Source organism: Romboutsia sp. LXY-2, assembly GCF_056171995.1.
This window is the reverse complement of sequence record NZ_JBKFGI010000003.1, coordinates 440,526-460,436: the sequence shown is the minus strand read 5'-3', so window position 1 is coordinate 460,436 and position 19,911 is coordinate 440,526. Positions and strand designations below refer to the sequence as shown.

The following is a 19,911-nucleotide window of genomic DNA, read 5'->3' as shown; positions in this document are numbered from 1 at the left end:
ATTACTTACCCCCAATCTGCTTAATTAATAAACGAGATATTGTAAAAGTTGAAATACTTAATAATATTAAAAATACTAATGTAATAATTATATATACTTTAGCACATGTAATAATCTCAACATAATTAAATCCACGCATTGAAATATTCATTATTATAAATACTAGTGATGTTAATATTGCTAATGCACATGGTACAGTAACAAAAGTTCTTACTTCTTTCTTTATTATAGAATCAGATTTCTTTTTCTTTTCTCCTAAAAATCCTAATAACTCATAACGATTTTTGTAGTAATCTATATTTCCAAAAACGTGAACAAATACTATAATTATACTTGCAATAGCAAAGGTAATTAAAACAGAAATATTAATAATCAAAGTAAAGATCTTCTCTCCTTGGAAAGCTTCTTCTAAATCTTTACCAATATATACAGACTGTACATGCCCATCTACTATTTTTTCATCATTATGTGTTTCTAAGTAATTATCAAAATAAGCATCTAATTTTTCGTCATTATTAGTATTACTATTTACAGTCATTAACCACTTTATACCATCTGTATTTTTATGTTCATTACTAAAGTATTCATCTGAGAATACTACTATATTTTCATACATTATATTAGATAATCGTCCTAATAGTATTTCTCTTTTTTCGCCAACCAAATTATAATCAAAATCAAAAATAATTTTTCTCTCCCCTGGTCCATACAGCCTAGGTTCACCTATTCTAATACTTGGCTTTGATCTTTTTACATAAAAATCTAGTGGGTGAGCCTTATTTGATTTATCTTCTTGATATAAAATATATATATCTTTATTCTTTAAATTAAGTGTTTCTCCAGTCAATTCTTTATAAGTACTTTCTGAAATTCCAAGATGATGACCTATAGGTAATGTTTTATAATGATAACCATATCCTCCATCTTCACCTCCAGGTACTGTTACTCTTAATACTTCATATAGTTTACTATCAACATCAAATTTTTCTTCTAAATTTTCAAGCTCACTTTTATCCTTATCATATGCTAAGCATATATAATCATAAGGATAAAGCCCTTCTGTATCTAAAGGAAATAAAGTTGCTATTTGGAAAATATAAGTTAAAAACATTACAAATATTAGTGAATATAACACTAATGAGTTTTTTAAATAACTTTTAGGTTTATACATTATAAGGTTATAAGTTAAAATGTTGTTTAGATAATGTGTTCTTTTGCTTTTTATCTTTCTAATTATATAACCTGCTCCATAATATATTGTTACCATCGCTACTAAAATCCAAGGATAAATTATATATATGGATTCTGCTCTATGAGGATCTGAGTATAATAATAGTAAAAATATAATAGTAATTGGTAATAGTAAAAATAGCTTATTTGCCTTAGGAGTTTTTTCTTCCATATCAGAATTTGAAATATTTAACATACTAGTTTCAATAGCCATTTCTTGAACTATTGCCATTATAAAACCTAAAACTAATACACATAAAACAAAAGATATAATAGTTATCATTATAATATTAGGCATAGGAATTATTAGGTTTTCTAGATAAATACTATATACTTTCCTAAATATAATAATCATAATGTTTCCTAAGATAGCACCAATAAAATAAGAAATAAATAAGCTTATTCCTAATATAAATCCCATACTTTTGTATATTTCTCTTTTCTTCATCCCCAAAAGAACTAATGTCTTAAAGTCATTCATTCTATTTTGAATGTAGTTTTTTAACGCATAAAATTGAATTAAAATATTTACAATTGTAATAACTACTAAGGCGTTAAGTACTACAACCGTAATTCCTTCACCAAGGTTTAAAGTATGTGTTTGTTGGATACTATGAACTACGAAAAGGTTTCCTAAAAAACCATAAACATATGTTACCGTTAATACTGCACTTATTATAAAAACTATATAATTTTTAATATGAGCTTTAAAATCCCTTAATAAAATCTTATAAACCCACTTATTATTTTTTTTAATTTTTATTTCACTATCAGTTTTAATTTCATCTTCTAATTCTACAAATTTAACATTATCTTCAAAAATTTCTTCATCATTATCAGTCTCTTTAACTAAACTTCCATCTTCATAATAAATATGCTGGAAAAGAAATACTGAAAAAGCAACTAGCCCCCTAAGAATAAGTACCCATGGTATAATTACAAAATTTGACTCATAACCATAAACAAGTAATATTACATAGGTTACCACATGCGCTACTAAACTCCCTACAAATGATAAATATACTAATATAGACTCATACAGCATATTTCTTTTATTTTTAATTACCTTTAAAAATTCTAATAAATATAATACAGAAATTATTAAGTTAAACCCTGTGTAGAATATTACTAATTTTTTATCTACATTAGTAAAACTTGCTGATGGAATTATCCATAAAAAAATTCCACATAAAAATATTATATTGAATAATTTTTTCATGTTCATAATTTTCTACCTTCTTTTATATATATTTGTTGTGTAATAGTAATTTAGCTTCACTCCCCCTTTGTTTCCTTTTTTTACCTATACAATAGAATTGTAGAAAATCTTGTAGTAAAAGTCTAGTAAAGTATATAATTTCACTAATATTTCTTAAATATGAAGTTCTTTTTTTATATTTAAGAAATACAAAAAAGGCTGTCAATAAAGACAACCTTTTTTTGCTACCAAGGTTTTGCCCAAGGTAGACCATAATATTCTTCTTTCCAAACTAAATCTGTAGATACTCTAAATATATCTGAAGATAAAGCTGATTTGTAGTAAATGTTAATTACATTTATTTTGTCAGATAAATCTTTGTTTAAAATAATAGTATAATCATCAGATTCATAAGTTACATCATTATCTGTTGCCTCATCCAGAGCCAAACTAAACATTGGACCATATCAAGCACTTATTTCTTTCATATATATTCTAATAGATTTGTTACTAATGTTATAAGCATCAAACATTTTATTTAATTCATCCTTAGCAGGATTACTTATGTTTACAATCATTTATACACTTCCTTTATTTTTTATAATAGTATTTTTATGTTATATAATAAATTATAAACTATTAACCTTCTTTACACTATAAGTTTATATTCTTTTTACTAGTATCAATATTTTTTACTATTTGATATGCAAACATACTCATTTCACCTGCTATTATTAATGTTTTATAAAAATTTTTTTCTAAGTAAACCATTTAAATTACAAAAAAAGTTAAGTTATTATTTTTCTTTAGACATCATAACGGCGATACAGATTATAGCTACTACAAATATTCCATATAAATATATGCCATTTAACAATATCTTCATAATTTCCCCCTTGAGCCTTAGTTTTCAAATTCTAAGAATTCAGTTACTATTATCTTTCAGCACTTTTTAATTTTATATAATTATCTTTCTTCCCTGAAAATATACCGATTAGCTTTAAGTATTATACTATTACACCAGTTTCTTCAAATACTTCTCTTTTACTAGCTGACTAAGTTGACTAACCTAACTCTATCAATCCTCTATCTAAATTTTAAAAAGTTTTTGTGAAATAATGCCTCTTTCCTACTATAGGATAATTTTCTAATGTAAAAACTTCCTTATATCCATGCTTTTTATAAAATACAGGTGCTTGAAAGCTAAAGGTATCTAAAAATGAGTACTTGCAACCTCGTTCTTTTGCTGTTTTTTCTGCCTGTATTAAAATATTACTTCCTATATTTTTACCTCTCAATTCTTCACTTACCCATAAAAACTTTATGAATAACCAATTACCATGTGTGTTTCCAATTAGACCAGCAACTATTTTACCTGATTCATCTTGTAAATAAATTCCTAAATCCCTTGGATTTTTATCTTCTATTCTTTCTAGATTGTAATCTATTAACTCTTTTAAAATAGTATCTTCATCCTCTTTTGTAATTTTGTCAGTAACTTTAAACTCCATATAAATTTTCCTCTCTTTTATAAAGATTAAACACTTACAAATTTCTTCTTTACATTTTATGACTTACAATACCCTCTCCATTTCATTAAAATTTGTTATAGAAAGTTCTAGATTATGTTTATTTAATGCTATTATTTTTAATCTTTTTGTATTAATTTCTAACATTTATAGTCTTCTACTAATACTATTGTATTTATATAAAAAATATGAGTATCTTTACCTACATTAACTTCTTAATATTAAGATTGCTAATTATTACTTTTGTATATACTATTTATTATCTAAATTTCCATTTGGCTCATCTGCAAATATTATTTCAGGCTTATTAGCTAATGCTCTTGCTATTGCAACTCTAATCCTAATATCTTTCTATTCTGTAATAATTACTAAAGCTCTAGTTTAATTATAGCAATCATCTATAAACCTATGGAGTAATAAATTATATAAGTCATATTTAATTAACTTTAAAATAGCATTTAAAATAATAAAATGCTAGGTTTTAACGTTATTAAAACCTAGCATTTTGCTTTTTAATTACTCTAATTTATATTTCAATATTAAAATAAAACTATTATTACTGCTAACTTTTTATAAAGATATCAGTTGTTTTATCTTAATCATTTAAAACTGTTGTATATATATAATTGTACAAACTTCCATGTCTTAACTCATCGCTTAATATATTAAATACCATATCTCTATAAGCTATATTAGGCATACCTTCCATTATTTCACGATATCTTTTTACTGCATTTAATTCGCCATTTAAAGCCATAATTATTCCATCTATAAAACTAGCTGGAGCTACAAATTCCTTATTTTCTGGAGTAGCCTCTTTTCCTGTCAGTCTTTTATACATTTTCTTAAAAGCTTTATTGTGAGACATTTCATCCTCTTTGATAGATATTATAGTGTCTTTTATGCTTTTTACTTGTTCAGATTTTAACCCTTCTGTTGGAATATTATTTATTAACCATTCATAAAATAATGCGTCGTATTTTTCCCCTTCAACGGATTGTTCTATAAGATTAACTGAATTAATAAACCCCTGAGGTGTTGGGTAATTATAGTTGTAATTAAACATATCTGTCCTCCCTAATAATATATACTTCATTATATATTACTAAGTTTTAACAAATTTTGTTACATACTTTTATATTAAATAGACTTAAATCTAATATTCTACTTTTCTACGACAAAAGACTAATTTATAGTAATCATTCTCTTACAAGTAAAAAAACTGTAGAACATATTACTGTCCAACAGGTTTAATCATTAATCGTTTTTATCTAACCAATTATTTAATACCTCAATATACTTTTCAGTCTCTTCAACAAAAGGCATATGTCTTGAATATTGGAATAATTCCCACTGGCTGTTAGGAATTCTATCATACATTGTCTTTGATATAAATGGTGAAGATAAATCTATAGCTCCACTTGTTATTAAACATGGCTCTGTTATTTCATGTAATCTATCTGTAAACTCATATCCAGCTAAAGTTCCTGTAGGAGAAAACTCATTATGTCCCCATCCAACTACATATGCTTCACTTCCTGATTTTTTAGGTCGTCTTAAACATTCAGGATCATTTTCTGTAACCGCACCTGCACAGTACATATCCATAAATCTACCTAATGCATCACCATATTCTTGGCTAGAATAATCTCCTGTTTTTTCTGCACCAAGTAAAGCCTTTTGATCTTCTTCATTCATATAAGATATTCTTCTTTTTTGCTCTTGTTCCCAAAGTTTTGCAGAAGAAAGTGTAGAAGATAAAATATAAGACTTTATACCTTCAGGTTTATATTCTAAAGCATACCATATAGCTTGCATACCTCCCCAAGATTGACCTAAAAGATGCACTTCATCAAGACCAAGATGCTTTCTTAGTTCTATAAGTTCTTTTATCCATGTATCAGCATTAAATAGTTCTGGATGTCCTTCAACAAATGAATTTCCACATCCTATTTGATCATACATTATTACTTGTCTACCAGTTTCAGCAACTTTATCTAATACTTCAAAATAGTTGTGTGTAGAACCTGGTCCCCCGTGAAGTAGTACTAATGGCTTCTTACCTTCTTTAGACTCACCTACTATACGGTAATAAGTTTGAAATCCTTCAAATGGCATATATCCTTCTGTTATCTTCATTTTATACCCCTCCAATTTGTCATTAGAAATAATATTAACTTCTAGTTAATATTGTTTATTTCTTGTCAAATATGTTTAATATATATGTATATTTTTTTATACTACATAAACAGTATAACATAAATCTTAAAAATCTCATAGAAAACTCCCCCTTATTTTCCTTTAAAATCCATTAATAAACAATACCGTTAATATTTTTAGATAGTTTATTTATACTATCCCTAAGATTCCAAGAATAATGTTAAATCATATTTATCGAATTTTCATTGGCTAATTAGTAAAAACATATTAATATCTACTAGGAATTATTTTTTCGTATTATTTTATGTATGTTTTTGCTAAGATATAAGCGTGAAGAACTTACTCTATTTATTTCTTTATTAACAAAAAGAAACCACCTAACCGTTAAGATTAGGAAGCTTAATTTGGACTTGCATCTAGTTAATAGATGTATTTATTAATATGGAGGGAATAGTTATTTATATCTGGTAAGAATTTTTAAATATATTCTAAAAAAGTATTTAGATACATAATATACTTAATTTATATTATGTATTTGTTTTAAATCTGTGATTAAGTTGTTAATTATTTAAGAACATGTTACAACCTGACTAGTTATATCTGAGTAAATTTGTAATCCCTTAGTATCATATACCTTAATTACATCCTCATTTATTTCATCAGAGTCTACTATATCTCTTACTATGTTTTTATTATTCAATAACTTACTTTCATTAAATACTACTTCATCTTTTTTATCAAATAATGCTACATAGAATATCCCTGTCTCTACTAAGTCCTGGAAGAAGTGACTCCCATAAGACAATTCAGGTGTTAGACCTTCACTACTATAAGCTACCTCACACATAACAGACATATTACTAAGCTCTGTAAACCTAACTGGTACACCTAATGATGGACTTCTACTTCCCCATCTTCCAGGACCCATAAGCATAGCATTTTTCTCTTTTAGCGAATTATTAATCATTCCTATCTGTCTAGCTATAGAAAACTTTTCACTTCTACTTAACTTAACATATTCTTTAGCAGAAACAAAAACAATATAATCTATTGGAAGTCTTACATTACCTCCCATAAAGTTTCCTATTGATGAGAAAATACATTCACTTTTATCTTTAAACTTAGGAAGTTCTACTGTCTTACCTAATCCTCTAGTTTGAAGAGGTCTACACTGAACTATATTAAATCTAAAGTTGCCATCTTTATTAAAGTTTGCTGTAAATTCCACATCTACAGGATGTTCATATTCTCTTGATAATACAGCTAAAACCTTCTTCATAACTTCAGGGTACTTAGTATTTTTTAATAGAGTTTTGAAATCTAATATAAAAGGTGCTGCACTAGGGTCTCTACCAATTTGTTTTAACATTTTTTCTGTTTCTTTATCTTTTACTCCAAACAAGTTAACATTTGCTTTTATATCATTTTTTAATGCATCATTAATATAAACTGTACTTACTTCATTTGTTCTTAAGTTCAATAAATCAACATAATGCTGAGAAAACTTACTTGGATCTTCACTAGTCATAGCTGGCACTCTCATAGGGTCATCTAATGTTACTATTCTTGCATAGTCTTCATTTACCCTATCTACTGCTCTAGTCCCTAGGCCAAATACTAGTCGAAGCATTCCTGCATTCATATCCACTTTTTTATTCCACACATATAAATTTGATGAGTTGCCAACACCTGCAACATGTGGGAAGAAATATTCTCCATAATAATCCCCTGATACCCTTTGAACTAAGATTGCCATTTGCTCATCACGTTTATCAAGGCCTCTTATTTTTCTATAATTTAATGCCTCATCATTCATTGTACTAGCATATACTTTTCGAACTGCTTCTTCAAATGCTTCTAGTCTTTGCTCTGGTGTACCTTGATTTACACAAAATACACTTTCATACTTACCAGCAAAAGCATTACCAAAGCTATCCTCTAATAATGAACTAGATCTTACAATAATTGGAGATTGACCATAATATTCAATCATATGCATAAACTGATCTTTTATAGCTCTTGAAAAATATCCTGATTCTAGCTTTTCTTTAAGTTCTGGTCCGTATTTAAAATAACCTTCATCTGTTTTTTGCTTAGTTCTTAAATCCCATAATCCATTATCAACTATATAATAATAAAATACATCAGCACCTATATAAAAAGAGTCATGAGGTTCTATTAATGGACTAAAATAATTTCTTGCATCCTCTACTTTTGTAAGTATTCTCGTAGCAAGTAACATTCCTATACTTTTCCCACCAATTAACCCTGCTCCTATTTCTCTTGATGCTATTTGTACTACATCAGCTAAATCAAAATACTTCATACACATATCATAAATCTTAGAGTTCGAACCAACTAACATATTAATTAGAAGTTTTTTCATTTTTTCTCTGGTTTCAAAATCTGCATTTAAAGATTCTTTTGCCTTATTAAAAGTTCTTCTCCAGTAACCCAGTCTTTCACTTCCCCAGTTAAACTGTGAAAATAATTGTGCTGCATCAGCACTTGATGTAACTGACTCTACCTTATCTCCAACTATCTTATGTGGGAAAAACATTGTTGGAGAATATCTTTCACATACTTTTAATGGATGTATATATATTTCACTATCTACATTATATATATCTAAATACAACTGTGTAATTTCTCTTATTGATGCAACTGTCTCAAAAGTATGAGAGTTTCTCATTACCGCAAAGTATGCAACTGTATCTAGTTTATAAAGGTATGGACATGTCACTTTGAAAAAATTAGTAGTCATCAAGTCTGAATACCAACTTTGCTGTAAGTATGTTAAACAGTCAAATACATAAAAACTTCTAGCTCCCTCTAACCCGATTATACTATGAACTGTTGTTGCAAACTCTTCAAAGCCTAAAAAAGGATCTAGTTGATAAATTTTTACACCACTAATATCTTCTATTACTGGCTTATGATCTCCAAATCTTATATATACAATTTTTCTATTATCTTTTTTTGCTTGATCTACATATGGACCCACTACATAACAATACTCATCTATAGAATTGATCTGCCATACTACGTTATCTCCTAGGCGTAAGTTATCAATCGCTTGATCAAGGCCTTTTATTCCCGTACTAACTGTGTCGTATCTTACCATAACATACCTCCTTGCAGATTTTATTATTTGGATGATTACAGATAAAATCTTTATAATAATTAATATATATATTATATCATAGATACGTTCAATTATCAGAAAATTCAAATAAATCAATATCGAAAATACATAAAATTATCCACATTAAAATAGCTAGAATAATAATTTCTAGCTATTTTTCATATATTCTATTTTAGTTAAAAAACTTATTTATTCCTTCTAAAATAGTGTCACCTCTATATTGAACTATAACAAAGTTACTAAACCTCATATACTTATCTTCTAAACTTTCACATTGTATATAAGCTCCTAGCTCTTGTAGAGATAAATTATAATCTGACATTACTGCTATTATTGAAAGTAAAACTTCATACACATCTTCTATCCCTTGACTTTTATAATAGTTATAGTCTTTATATATTGAATCACTTAAGCTTAAAGATTGAGATTGAATGTAATTTATATTTTTCAAATGTTCATCTAGCTTCTTTTCATCATTATTTTCTTTAGCGCTCATTACGTGCTTTCCTATTAAATCAAGATTTTTGCTTAATTTTTCTGCTTCATTAAGGTAGGCTTTTATAACTTTTACATTTTCATACTTTGCTGGTTCTAAATTGTTTGCAAATGAATAATTGTTAAATTTAATAAAACTACAAGTAAGTGTTATAGTACATATAAGTAATATTGAGATTATGCGCTTCAAAGTTGATACCTCTCTTTTTAAAAATTATATATATATTTTGTTCTTTAACCTTCCTTATTATTCACTATCAATAAAGGCATATTATTTATCTCATTTTAATTTTTTTATAAATATTAGTTTAATAACTTATTAAAAAATATTCCTATAATTATACAAAATTTTATAAGATATAGAACCATATGAATATTTTTAGAATAATATACTATAGTATAATAATTCTATTATCTATTGAAATTGGCAGATACAACTTCATTAATTAAAGAGGTGATATAGTATTAATAAAATAATTGATAAAGTTAGATATAAAAACTCTAAAAATAAAAAATTATATATTCCAATGAGAGTAAAATTTTACATCAGTATAGCTATATCATTTTCTTGGACTATTTTTTCATTATTATTGGCTCTACCCTGGGCTTATGACCTTTATATTGTAACAAATAGCTATGTACTTTCTTGGTTAATAATATGCGGTATTACTACAGTGCCAGGTTTCTTAAATGCTTTTTTAATAACTAGTGTACTACTTGATAGGCAACCAGAGTATAAAGTCAATAATCCTTTTAATGAAGTAACAATATTAATAGCGGCCTATAATGAAGAAAATTGCATATATAGAACTTTATCTTATGTTAGTAAACTTGTTTACAATGGAAATATCAAAGTTATAGTTGTAGATAATAACTCAAATGACAATACATATTCTGAAGTTATTCGTGCTAAAAATGAGTTCCATTTAGACTTAGTTATTATTACAGAAAGTAATCAAGGCAAATTTAATGCTTTAAACTCTGGACTTAAACATATTACTACTGAATATTTTATAACTTTAGATGCTGATACTATCTTGCATAAAGATGCTATAAACAATCTTATATGTAGAATGTTAAGTACTCCTAAAGAAAACAACATAACTGCTGCTGTTGCAGGCTCAGTACTTGTAAGTAATAGTAGAGATGGAATTCTTGCTAGAATGCAAGAATGGGATTATTTTCTAAGTATTGCGGGAATAAAAAGAATGCAAGGTATGTATCAATCTACATTAGTGGCTCAAGGTGCCTTTAGTAGTTATGATACTTCTATTGTTAAAGAAATAGGAGGTTGGTCTGATTCTATAGGTGAAGATATAGTACTAACCTGGAAAATGCTTGAAAAAGGATATAAAGTCTATTACGAACCATTTGCTGTTGCTTTTACTGATGTACCAACTAAGCTTAGTCATTTTATTAAACAAAGGTCTAGATGGGCTAGAGGAATGATTGAAGGAATAAGAGAGGTTAAGCCTTGGAAGCAAAAGACTATAATGAGCATGTTTACAACAGGTATGGACTTCTTATTACCTTATATTGATTTTAGCTATACCTTTTTTTGGACTACAGGTGTTATACTTGCTTTATTTTTCAAAAACTATATTATCGTAGGTATTATGACTTTACTAGTTCTTCCATTAACAGGTGTAAGCTTTTATGTTCTTTTTAGTTATCAGAAAAAACATGTTTTTGAAAAATTAGGCCTTAAGGTCAGAGCCAACAAAAGAGGCCTTATACTTTTTATTTTGGGATATCAATTAATAATGAGTCCTGTATCTTTGTATGGTTATGTACAAGAATTATTTAGATTTAAAAGAACTTGGAAATAAAATTGGAAGTAAAAAAAGGAGCTTTTGCTCCCTTTTTTTACTAATAAATAATTATATTATCTAATAATTTCTTTTATTTTTTCTTTTGTTTTTTCAGGTAAATCTTGATTTAAGTATCTATTTACTAATTTAATATTTTCAATACCATTATTTCTAAAGTAATTATTAAGAATCGGTATTCTATTTTTAGGATCATTCATAATTGTGTATGCTACAACCCAGTCTTCTAGCGATGCAAAGTTTACTATTACTTCATCAATATTTTTCTTAATATGAATAGATTCTTCATCTAGTATATAATTGTATATTTTGTTATTTCCTAAATCTATACTAAAACCACCTAGAAACTCTATTACTGTATCATCTACTAAATATCCAAAAAACTCTTTTGTTAAAAAAGGCTTCTTAGATTCTAACTCAATGTAGGTACCTATTTTATTCATTTTTCTTTTTATTTCTTTCGCATAATTTGGATCAATTAAAATATCTATATCATTTGGTTCTTCTATTAAGTTATACTGATTTAATAAAACAGAACCTCCAATTGCCCATTTACAATTTATATTATTTAACACTTTTGATACTTTTTTTACTACATTAAAGTCCATTTTGCCTCCTATTGCTCTTCATTTAAATCGAATATTTCTTCCATTTGTTTCTTTGTTAGTATCTTACTTCTAGATATTAATGTTTTGCACACCGTACAAAAATAGCTTATAGATCCTCAGCTATCCATTACTTCAAGTTTTAAGCCGCATTTTGGGCAGTAATAATCCTTCATCTTTTGTCACCCTTCAAAATGTATTTTTGAGTATATTATTTCATAAGCTTATGATAATTACAACTATAAAATTTAAACAATGTCTGTTTTACAGAAAATGTATATTCCTTATTATATATTAAATTTATTATTTTACCACTAACTGTAACTGCTATTAATGTGGAATTTATCGTGTACAGTATTACAAATATATCTATTATTCACCTTACTTTTAAATATATTTGATTTACTTATGAACCATTTTTCTATATTAACATATCTTATATAGAATGTACTTTATAATATCATAAAAAGGGGAATGAACAATGGACAGAAACTATTGGCAAGAATATTGGGATAACTATTATAAATTTATGGCTATGTATGTTAGAGAGTTGCAAAATGCATATCCAGGAGAAGATTTTACTGATGAATATATTGAGGTAGCAAAAATATTTGAACCTTCAATGGACTTCGATCAATATGAAAGTTATGAAGATTACTTTGTTGACAATGATGAATATTACGATTATCCAGATGATGGATATCATAAAACAACTCCAAAGATATCTCCTGGTGGAGGGCAATTTACAATAGATAACTGTAAAAAGATGACTGTCGTTAGAATAGAAATGAAAAAAGGTTATAAACCTTCAAAATTTTATATGTTAGTTGATAAGTATGATAAAAGAAGTATACAAGGATATAGAATAGATTGTGATGATGATAAAATAGAATTTAAAGCTATAGCATTAGAATATTATGATATTAGCTTAATTGAATGTGTATTTTAAGTAGTTGATAATTAAATTTATATTTAAACAATAACAAACACCTTTATATTTTTTAAAGGTGTTTATTATTTAAAAATTTATCTAAATGCCATGTTATAATGTAATGATTGCTATCTTTTATATTACTTTACTCAAATTTTTCAGGGAATTGTTTAATAATCCCTTCTGTTAATACATCTGCAAAATTTATCATATGTTTTTCACCTTTATCAAAGGCTTCTATGTCCGCTTTCCAGTTGGCAATTAGTCTTGCCATAACTTCATCTGTAGTAAGTTTTAAGTGTGTATGTAACATATCTTTTAATTGTTTTTTATCGTAATTTGGGTTAGATTCACTTAAAAAATCTGCTATTTTGTCAGCATTTTCATACCAAAGCTTGTTATTGTTTGCTAATTCTGTTTTATTATTTCTTTTAGCTGCATCTATAACTTTACCTGCTATAACGATATGCTCTTTTAATAATGCTGTTAATTTATTCCCTGCTTCCTCTCCATAATAAGACTTTATAGAATTCCCTATGTCTTCTTGATTTTTAAGTAGTCTTCTTAACACGTCATCCCTATCTCTTAAAACTGAAAGGTCACTTATTATAAATTCTCTAGTCCAAAATACGTGATCAATCCATAGTCTTTCTTCAATGCATTTTAAATCTTGTGCTGATTTGCTACACACGTTGCCTGATTCAGTTGTTACTTCTTTTGCGTAAGCTTTAATTGGAGATATTATTAAAATCGCACTTAAAAATATAAACATTACTTTTTTAAATAAGTTTTTCATGTTCATATCCTCCTTAATCATATTTCTAATATTTTGTTCAAGATTAAGTATCAATATGCAACTTGTTCCATGGTTAAAAGTAAATGGCTAAACTATAAAAGTTCAGCCATTTATATATCTCGTTCAATCTTTATATTTTTTTAGAATTTAAAATTAAATTTTGCTAATAAATAATCCTATTAATGCAGACACAAATGATATGGTCAAATAAATAAAATACTTTTCTATAACTCTATTATAAAGTAAGAATGGCATATCAATATGATATTTAATACCTACTTCATCTCCTACATTGGCAAATCTTGATACTAAAATCCTGTTGCTTGATATATAGTGCGTTTTATCTACATAATAACCTACAGTTGCAAGTTTTAAGTAATACAAAGGCTCACTTCCAAGTATATCAATATTTATTATCGTTCCCATAGCTATATCGATTTTCTCTTCATAAAACTTATTAAGCTTTATAGTATCAATAATAGCCATCACTATACCTATAGTTGCTAAAACATAAAATATTAATACTTTAAATTCCATTATCAAGTCCCCTTATAAACATTGTTGTATTTTATTACTTATATCACATCTAATAATATAATCAAAAGTAGATACTATTTTGTTTATATAATATACTATGTTTTAATTTCAATTAATGATAATAAAAGTACAAATTAATACTAAACTAATATACAAATTGTTCAAATATGTTCATTAAACTTAATTAACAAATAGTATTTTGCAAAAATAATGAATTCTTATATTTATTAAATTAACATATTATTTTTGTATCTATAATAGTTGCATCTGCAAATTCTTCAAGTAAATTTTTACCTAGTTCTAAATACTTTTCTAAATTCTCATCTTCATCAAAGGCTATTATATTCATAACTATATGACTAGTATATTCATTAATCATTGCTTTTAATGAATCTGACGTTGTACTTCCAAACTTACCTTCATCATCTTTAAATACTGGAAGATTTTCTAAATTTATTGATCCTCTTCCAATACCAGCATATCTTTCTCCTTCTCCTCCAACTGTAAATATTATATTTCCTTTTATATTATCTAAATCATAACTTCCTACTGAGTAACAAGTTTCTAATGATATTAAGTTATTTATCTCTACAATGTTATTTACAAAGTATAGACCCATTCCCTTCACTACTCTTTTTACAAGAGACTCAGAAGATAGTCTATATCTACTTGGATCTTTTCCTAATGCTTTATAAGCTTTTCTTGAAGAATCAATATTTTTTAAGCCTAGAATTTCACTTTGCTTAATATTAGTTTCTATTTCCTTGCATTTATCGTTTATTAACTTTACTAATTTTGCATCAGATTTTTTCACTTTAACTCTAGCTTCTATTGATGCTATATGTACATTACACTTTTCTTTAAGTTTTTTATCAATTGTTATATTAATCATTTTCTATTCCCTTCCTTTTTATATGTCATTTATTTACATTTTGTTATATTTTTATTATAGACAACTTTTTATATATAGTCATCATAGATAAATAAATTATGTTATAACTTATATTTATAATTTTTACGCAACAAAAAAGCACTGGTTTGTAAGCTATTGCTTTCAAATTCAGTGCTTTTTATAGGAAGTAATATAAATTACATCCTTGTCCTCTATGACTTTTATTAAATATAGTTTGCAAATCAGCTTGGCTCCAACCTTTGGCAATTAGACAGAAACTATTTGCACGGTAGTAGGTTGAGGTTTCCTAGTACCTTCATTATATTTAATATGATATTTTCACAAATATCTAGCCACCATCACTTCCAAAGGTACTATCAAAAGGTTAGAAATAATCTAGCTTTTGCATAGTTAGTGTTGGTTAGACAGTTAAGCTTTATTAACTATCTGATTATATATTAACCATTTCTGATAATAATATCCTAATATGATACTGTTAATAATTAGTATATAAGTAAAGAAATATCAAGTATGATTTACTTATATATTGCTGATAAAGTTAATGTTTATTAACATTAAATTATAAGGATATTTTTATTGTAAAAGAGTTATTTAAATTTTAAATTATAAGGTGATTAAATGAAAAGATATGAAGTACTTAGAGAGATTTATAACTCTTGTTCAGGTATGTATTCTATAGATTATTCCTTCACTAGAGATATTGAAACAGACAATATAGAAACTACTCTTAAAAGTTGGATTTCAGGTGTTTTTCCTGATTATGAAAAAAAAATAGTTGATGATGAGACAGTTATATATGTTTTAAAACTACCAATGTTAGAAAAATATACTTTTACTGAATTCTAATTTTTTAAGTAGATAATAATTATTATTGCGACATTCTATATAAGTGACTATAATTATTGTTAGGTTTTCATTTTTTAAAGGGGGGATTTGGAAAATGAGAGATATTTGGAAACACTTTATGAGAGGAGTTTATCTAGGCTATACTAGATAAATAATACATAAAACTTTTTAAAAGTAATAAAATAAAAATATAGAACTGCTTTATGTAAGTAGTTTTATATTTTTATTTTATTACCATCTCCTATTTTTAAATCAAGCTTATAGGAATCTTTTTCTTCTCCATATTTTTAATTGATAACTTCAAATCCTAGTTTCTCTACATAAAATTCTTTTGATTTAATATAATCAGAACTATTTACAAGTCAATACTTAGCCTTATCATATCAATACATTCAATACCATTTTCTACAATTTTTTCATCATAATGTTTTCTAAAAAAGTCCTTATCAATTCCAACTATTCTAAATCCACATCTTTGATAGAAGGCAAGTTGAGATATACTAGAATTCCCCGTACCAACTTCTAATACTTTTGCTTTATATTTTCTTGCTACTTTTATTGCCTTATATACTAATAATTTTCCAATACCACTACCCTGATATTTTTCATGGACAGAAATATTTACAATTTCTAAAGTAAATGGTCTAGTATTTATAAGTATAAATACCCCTATGATTTTATCACTATCAAATGCTAAATAACAATCTCCTCTACATATACATTCGTTTATGCTTTCAATTGATGGATCAGCTTCTATTAATAAATAATAAGGGATTTTATCATTTATAGATAACTTTCTAATAATTATATTTTCCATTTTTTATCTCCTAGTTTACGTTTATCTTATTTATTTTAATTCCAGTCTTTTTGAAGTTTTTTTTAAACTATTTAATTTTAATTTAAATTTGTCTCCATTAATAGTTGCCTTACTATTTTTATTATAACCTAAATAAACGAACCGTAGTGTTTTATCTCCATATTTCAACACATTATTCTTTTTCATGTGTCGATAATAAAAGAATTGTTTTTCACCATTTATCTAAAATTTGTACTACCATTATTACTAATGAATAATTTTGTTAAATACATAATGAAGGGTGGAATTTAATCATGAAAAAAAATAAGTATATTATTATTGCTTTATTGTGTGTCTTGCTATCTCCATTTTTATATAAATACTTTCTTTATTATAAAATTCCAAACAATCCATTAGTCAAATTGTCTTCAGATGCAGTAAGTTGTAGTTTTTCAGAAATCAAGTACAATCCTGAAAAGTACAAGCATCACTACAATTATCATTCTCTAGACTGCTCCGTTATCTTTAATTATATTAAGGGTCTAAAACTAAAGCCCCTAGATAATAAAGATTATTCAAGTATTTACGATGTTATAAAGCCTGACTACGACTATTCTATTAAATTATCTGAGCCTGATTGGAAATATGACCTAAATATTAAACTATGGTTAAAAGATTTAAGTGTTATTTATATTGATTGTACTAAACCTGGCTTTAAAAGTGGATTTTATAAACTTATAGATTCTGAGTTTGATTATAAATACATAAATGAATTAATATTATTGCAAAGTTAATGGTGGTATCGTAAAATCATTATTATATATAAGATAATTAATTTGACTAATGAAAGGAGTATAATATGGCTAAATTACGAAAAACCTTAGGAAGTTTAGACTCTCCATATATAATTTCACTTATGAGATTGATAGAAACACAAAGTAATAATACAATTGGTAAATGGACTGTTAACTATGCCCTAGAGCATATTGTTCCAATATATGAGAAAATTTATCCTACTGATAGTCGCCTTAGAGATACGCTTAATGCATCTAAAGATTATCTTGATGGTAATATAAAATTAACAGGAGTCAAAAAGCTTATTTCAGATCTTCGTTTAGCTGCAAAGGATGCTGAAAGTAACCCTGTAGCTCAAGCATCAATAAGAGCAGTAAGTCAAGCTGCAGCAAGTATTCACAATCCAACAAATTCACTTGGTTTTGTTTTTTATGGTACAGCTGCAATTGCATATGATACAGTAGGGTTGGAAAAATCAGCAGACCTTTATGATCACTTAGCTTTTGAAGAGTCTACAAAAATGGAATTAGCGCTACAAGCAATTTCTGTAGAAAATGAACCAAATCCTGCAAAGATTAATTGGTATTGTTAGTATAATATAAGTTAAGGTTAACAACTAATACAGTTTAATAGTTATTAATAATAAATTAGATTTCAATTAAGAGAGTAAAATTTACTCTCTTTTTTATTTTTTTAAATATTTCTTATTATATTAACGATATATATAATGATACTTTATTAAAATGAATGCACATAAAAACAGAATAATAATTTTAATTACTACCCTGTTGGTTTACAATATATAAAGTTATTAATTAAAAAAATTATTTTGCTGATATTATTTATTGACTCACCTCATCCCAGTGTAATTTACCATTATATAAGTTATGATTGTAAATTCATGCATTTTGCTTTTAATATCTCAATAAATTTCTCTTTCTCTTTAGGAGATACATATCCACCAAATCTGCCATTGCATATTATTTCTATCCTATCTGTAGACAAACAAGAAGATGCTACCATAGATTTTTTAGAATTTATTCTTTTAATATCCTTAAAAAATATTTTTTCTTTTGATGGACCTGATTGAATTAGTAAATAATCTTCATTAAACTCATAATATGTTCCAAATAAAATCCAACTTATAAAGATAATAACTACTATGCCTATTATGTTACTTAATACTGATTGTAATTTTATAATTGCTATGACCTCATATATTATTGTAAAGCCAAGGAGAATCCATAACCACCAATCTACTTTTGAATAAAATCTACTTTTCAACTAATTTGCCCCCTATGTTCATATATATTTTATTATATAAATTATTTAATAATAATCTATCCATCGTACTTAAATACAATTATATTTACATAAAATACATATAAATTCTAAAAATAAGTTCTATATTTTAAATATCTATGACTCTAATATCCAATTTAGATTTTAATTTTTCTTTAACCTCTTCAAATCTATTAATATTTTTAAGATCTTTACAAACCCATCCAAATTTATCATCTATATACCTAGGAAAAATATGCATATGATAATGACCAAAGTCTGTAAATATACCCCCATTTTGCATCATTGTATATCCATCACAGTTATAAACCTTTTTAATAGCTTTAGTTATACATTTTGAAAGTTTCATAATCCTCAATAAAATTTCATCTTCAACCTCATCAACATTATGGCAATGCTTTTTAGGTACTATCAACACGTGACCTTCATTTATTGGATCAATATCTAAAAAGCAACACACAAGATCGTCTTCATAAACTATATTTGAATCAGCTTCCTTATTAACTATTTTACAAAATACACAGTCTTTATTATCCATTTAAAATATTTCCCCCTTTTATCACTTTAAAGTTAATTTGTTATATTATACATACATGCCGAAAATATTACTATCATTATAATTAAAATAAAAAAAGCTTGTTTTCTCTCTCCGTTTTTATAACTTTCCCATCTATCTATACAAGTTAGCATGAAAAATCCTGTAAGCATAACAATAGAAAATAAATCTTGTTGCCCTGACCAAATTAATATCAATTCAATGATGAAAAAAATAATCAAAATTCTAAGCCTAATTTTCTTCATATG

Annotated in this window: 20 protein-coding genes and 1 pseudogene; 5 read left to right on the top strand and 16 right to left on the bottom strand. The window is 26.3% G+C overall.

Annotated features, from left to right (window positions below; translation table 11 throughout):
• Nucleotide 1: 1 nt before the first annotated feature.
• From ACI48P_RS07950 to ACI48P_RS07915, 8 genes and pseudogenes are all read right to left on the bottom strand, one after another.
• Nucleotides 2–2,455, bottom strand: a complete 2,454-nt coding sequence (locus ACI48P_RS07950) for an FtsX-like permease family protein (protein ID WP_475214954.1) — start codon at nt 2,453–2,455, stop codon at nt 2–4.
• Nucleotides 2,456–2,673: 218 nt separating this feature from the next.
• A complete protein-coding gene (locus ACI48P_RS07945) occupies nt 2,674–2,886 on the bottom strand; it encodes a hypothetical protein (protein WP_475214953.1) in 213 nt (70 codons plus the stop codon).
• Nucleotides 2,887–3,525: 639 nt separating this feature from the next.
• Nucleotides 3,526–3,939, bottom strand: coding sequence for a GNAT family N-acetyltransferase (locus ACI48P_RS07940; protein ID WP_475214952.1), 414 nt, complete (start codon nt 3,937–3,939; stop codon nt 3,526–3,528).
• Nucleotides 3,940–4,212: 273 nt separating this feature from the next.
• Nucleotides 4,213–4,293 (bottom strand): annotated as a pseudogene (locus ACI48P_RS07935) (ABC transporter ATP-binding protein); the annotation flags it as partial.
• A 259-nt stretch (nt 4,294–4,552) separates the two neighbouring features.
• A complete protein-coding gene (locus ACI48P_RS07930; RefSeq protein ID WP_475214951.1) occupies nt 4,553–5,023 on the bottom strand; it encodes a ferritin family protein in 471 nt (156 codons plus the stop codon).
• Nucleotides 5,024–5,214: 191 nt separating this feature from the next.
• Entirely contained in the window at nt 5,215–6,096 is an 882-nt protein-coding gene (gene pepI, locus ACI48P_RS07925; RefSeq protein WP_475214950.1) for a proline iminopeptidase, read from the bottom strand.
• A 589-nt stretch (nt 6,097–6,685) separates the two neighbouring features.
• Complete coding sequence (locus tag ACI48P_RS07920) at nt 6,686–9,241, bottom strand: PEP/pyruvate-binding domain-containing protein (RefSeq protein ID WP_475214949.1); 2,556 nt, start codon at nt 9,239–9,241, stop codon at nt 6,686–6,688.
• A 193-nt stretch (nt 9,242–9,434) separates the two neighbouring features.
• On the bottom strand, nt 9,435–9,947 hold the full coding sequence (locus ACI48P_RS07915; RefSeq protein WP_475214948.1) for a hypothetical protein: 513 nt from the start codon (nt 9,945–9,947) through the stop codon (nt 9,435–9,437).
• Nucleotides 9,948–10,284: 337 nt separating this feature from the next.
• Between ACI48P_RS07915 and ACI48P_RS07910 the strand changes: the two genes are divergently transcribed.
• Complete coding sequence (locus tag ACI48P_RS07910; RefSeq protein ID WP_475214947.1) at nt 10,285–11,586, top strand: glycosyltransferase family 2 protein; 1,302 nt, start codon at nt 10,285–10,287, stop codon at nt 11,584–11,586.
• 56 nt (nt 11,587–11,642) lie between these two features.
• Here the strand turns inward: ACI48P_RS07910 and ACI48P_RS07905 are convergent, their stop codons facing one another.
• Nucleotides 11,643–12,194 (bottom strand): nucleotidyltransferase domain-containing protein, encoded by a 552-nt coding sequence (locus tag ACI48P_RS07905; RefSeq protein WP_475214946.1) that lies wholly within the window; start codon nt 12,192–12,194, stop codon nt 11,643–11,645.
• Nucleotides 12,195–12,672: 478 nt separating this feature from the next.
• Between ACI48P_RS07905 and ACI48P_RS07900 the strand changes: the two genes are divergently transcribed.
• Nucleotides 12,673–13,140, top strand: a complete 468-nt coding sequence (locus tag ACI48P_RS07900) for a hypothetical protein (RefSeq protein WP_475214945.1) — start codon at nt 12,673–12,675, stop codon at nt 13,138–13,140.
• 127 nt (nt 13,141–13,267) lie between these two features.
• Here the strand turns inward: ACI48P_RS07900 and ACI48P_RS07895 are convergent, their stop codons facing one another.
• The 3 genes from ACI48P_RS07895 to ACI48P_RS07885 all read right to left on the bottom strand — a co-directional run bounded on the left by ACI48P_RS07895 (nt 13,268) and on the right by ACI48P_RS07885 (nt 15,347).
• Complete coding sequence (locus tag ACI48P_RS07895) at nt 13,268–13,918, bottom strand: glycosyltransferase (protein WP_475214944.1); 651 nt, start codon at nt 13,916–13,918, stop codon at nt 13,268–13,270.
• Nucleotides 13,919–14,071: 153 nt separating this feature from the next.
• On the bottom strand, nt 14,072–14,455 hold the full coding sequence (locus ACI48P_RS07890; protein WP_475214943.1) for a hypothetical protein: 384 nt from the start codon (nt 14,453–14,455) through the stop codon (nt 14,072–14,074).
• A gap of 232 nt (nt 14,456–14,687) precedes the next feature.
• Complete coding sequence (locus ACI48P_RS07885) at nt 14,688–15,347, bottom strand: B3/B4 domain-containing protein (protein WP_475214942.1); 660 nt, start codon at nt 15,345–15,347, stop codon at nt 14,688–14,690.
• Nucleotides 15,348–15,986: 639 nt separating this feature from the next.
• Here ACI48P_RS07885 and ACI48P_RS07880 point away from each other — a divergent pair.
• Nucleotides 15,987–16,214 carry a hypothetical protein gene (locus ACI48P_RS07880; RefSeq protein WP_475214941.1) on the top strand — a complete coding sequence of 76 codons (228 nt, stop codon included), beginning with the start codon at nt 15,987–15,989 and terminating at the stop codon, nt 16,212–16,214.
• 355 nt (nt 16,215–16,569) lie between these two features.
• On the opposite strand, the gene ACI48P_RS07875 is transcribed toward ACI48P_RS07880, so the two are convergent.
• A complete protein-coding gene (locus ACI48P_RS07875) occupies nt 16,570–17,031 on the bottom strand; it encodes a GNAT family N-acetyltransferase (protein WP_475214940.1) in 462 nt (153 codons plus the stop codon).
• 293 nt (nt 17,032–17,324) lie between these two features.
• Between ACI48P_RS07875 and ACI48P_RS07870 the strand changes: the two genes are divergently transcribed.
• Both ACI48P_RS07870 and ACI48P_RS07865 read left to right on the top strand, forming a co-directional pair.
• Entirely contained in the window at nt 17,325–17,804 is a 480-nt protein-coding gene (locus tag ACI48P_RS07870) for a hypothetical protein (RefSeq protein ID WP_475214939.1), read from the top strand.
• 65 nt (nt 17,805–17,869) lie between these two features.
• Nucleotides 17,870–18,397 (top strand): putative immunity protein, encoded by a 528-nt coding sequence (locus ACI48P_RS07865; protein WP_475214938.1) that lies wholly within the window; start codon nt 17,870–17,872, stop codon nt 18,395–18,397.
• A 293-nt stretch (nt 18,398–18,690) separates the two neighbouring features.
• On the opposite strand, the gene ACI48P_RS07860 is transcribed toward ACI48P_RS07865, so the two are convergent.
• The 3 genes from ACI48P_RS07860 to ACI48P_RS07850 form a co-directional block, all read right to left on the bottom strand.
• On the bottom strand, nt 18,691–19,089 hold the full coding sequence (locus ACI48P_RS07860) for a PH domain-containing protein (RefSeq protein WP_475214937.1): 399 nt from the start codon (nt 19,087–19,089) through the stop codon (nt 18,691–18,693).
• A 127-nt stretch (nt 19,090–19,216) separates the two neighbouring features.
• Nucleotides 19,217–19,645: an HIT family protein gene (locus ACI48P_RS07855; RefSeq protein ID WP_475214936.1), complete on the bottom strand. Its 429-nt coding sequence runs from the start codon at nt 19,643–19,645 to the stop codon at nt 19,217–19,219.
• Between the two features lie 32 nt (nt 19,646–19,677).
• Complete coding sequence (locus ACI48P_RS07850) at nt 19,678–19,908, bottom strand: hypothetical protein (protein ID WP_475214935.1); 231 nt, start codon at nt 19,906–19,908, stop codon at nt 19,678–19,680.
• Between the last annotated feature and the right edge of the window lie 3 nt (nt 19,909–19,911).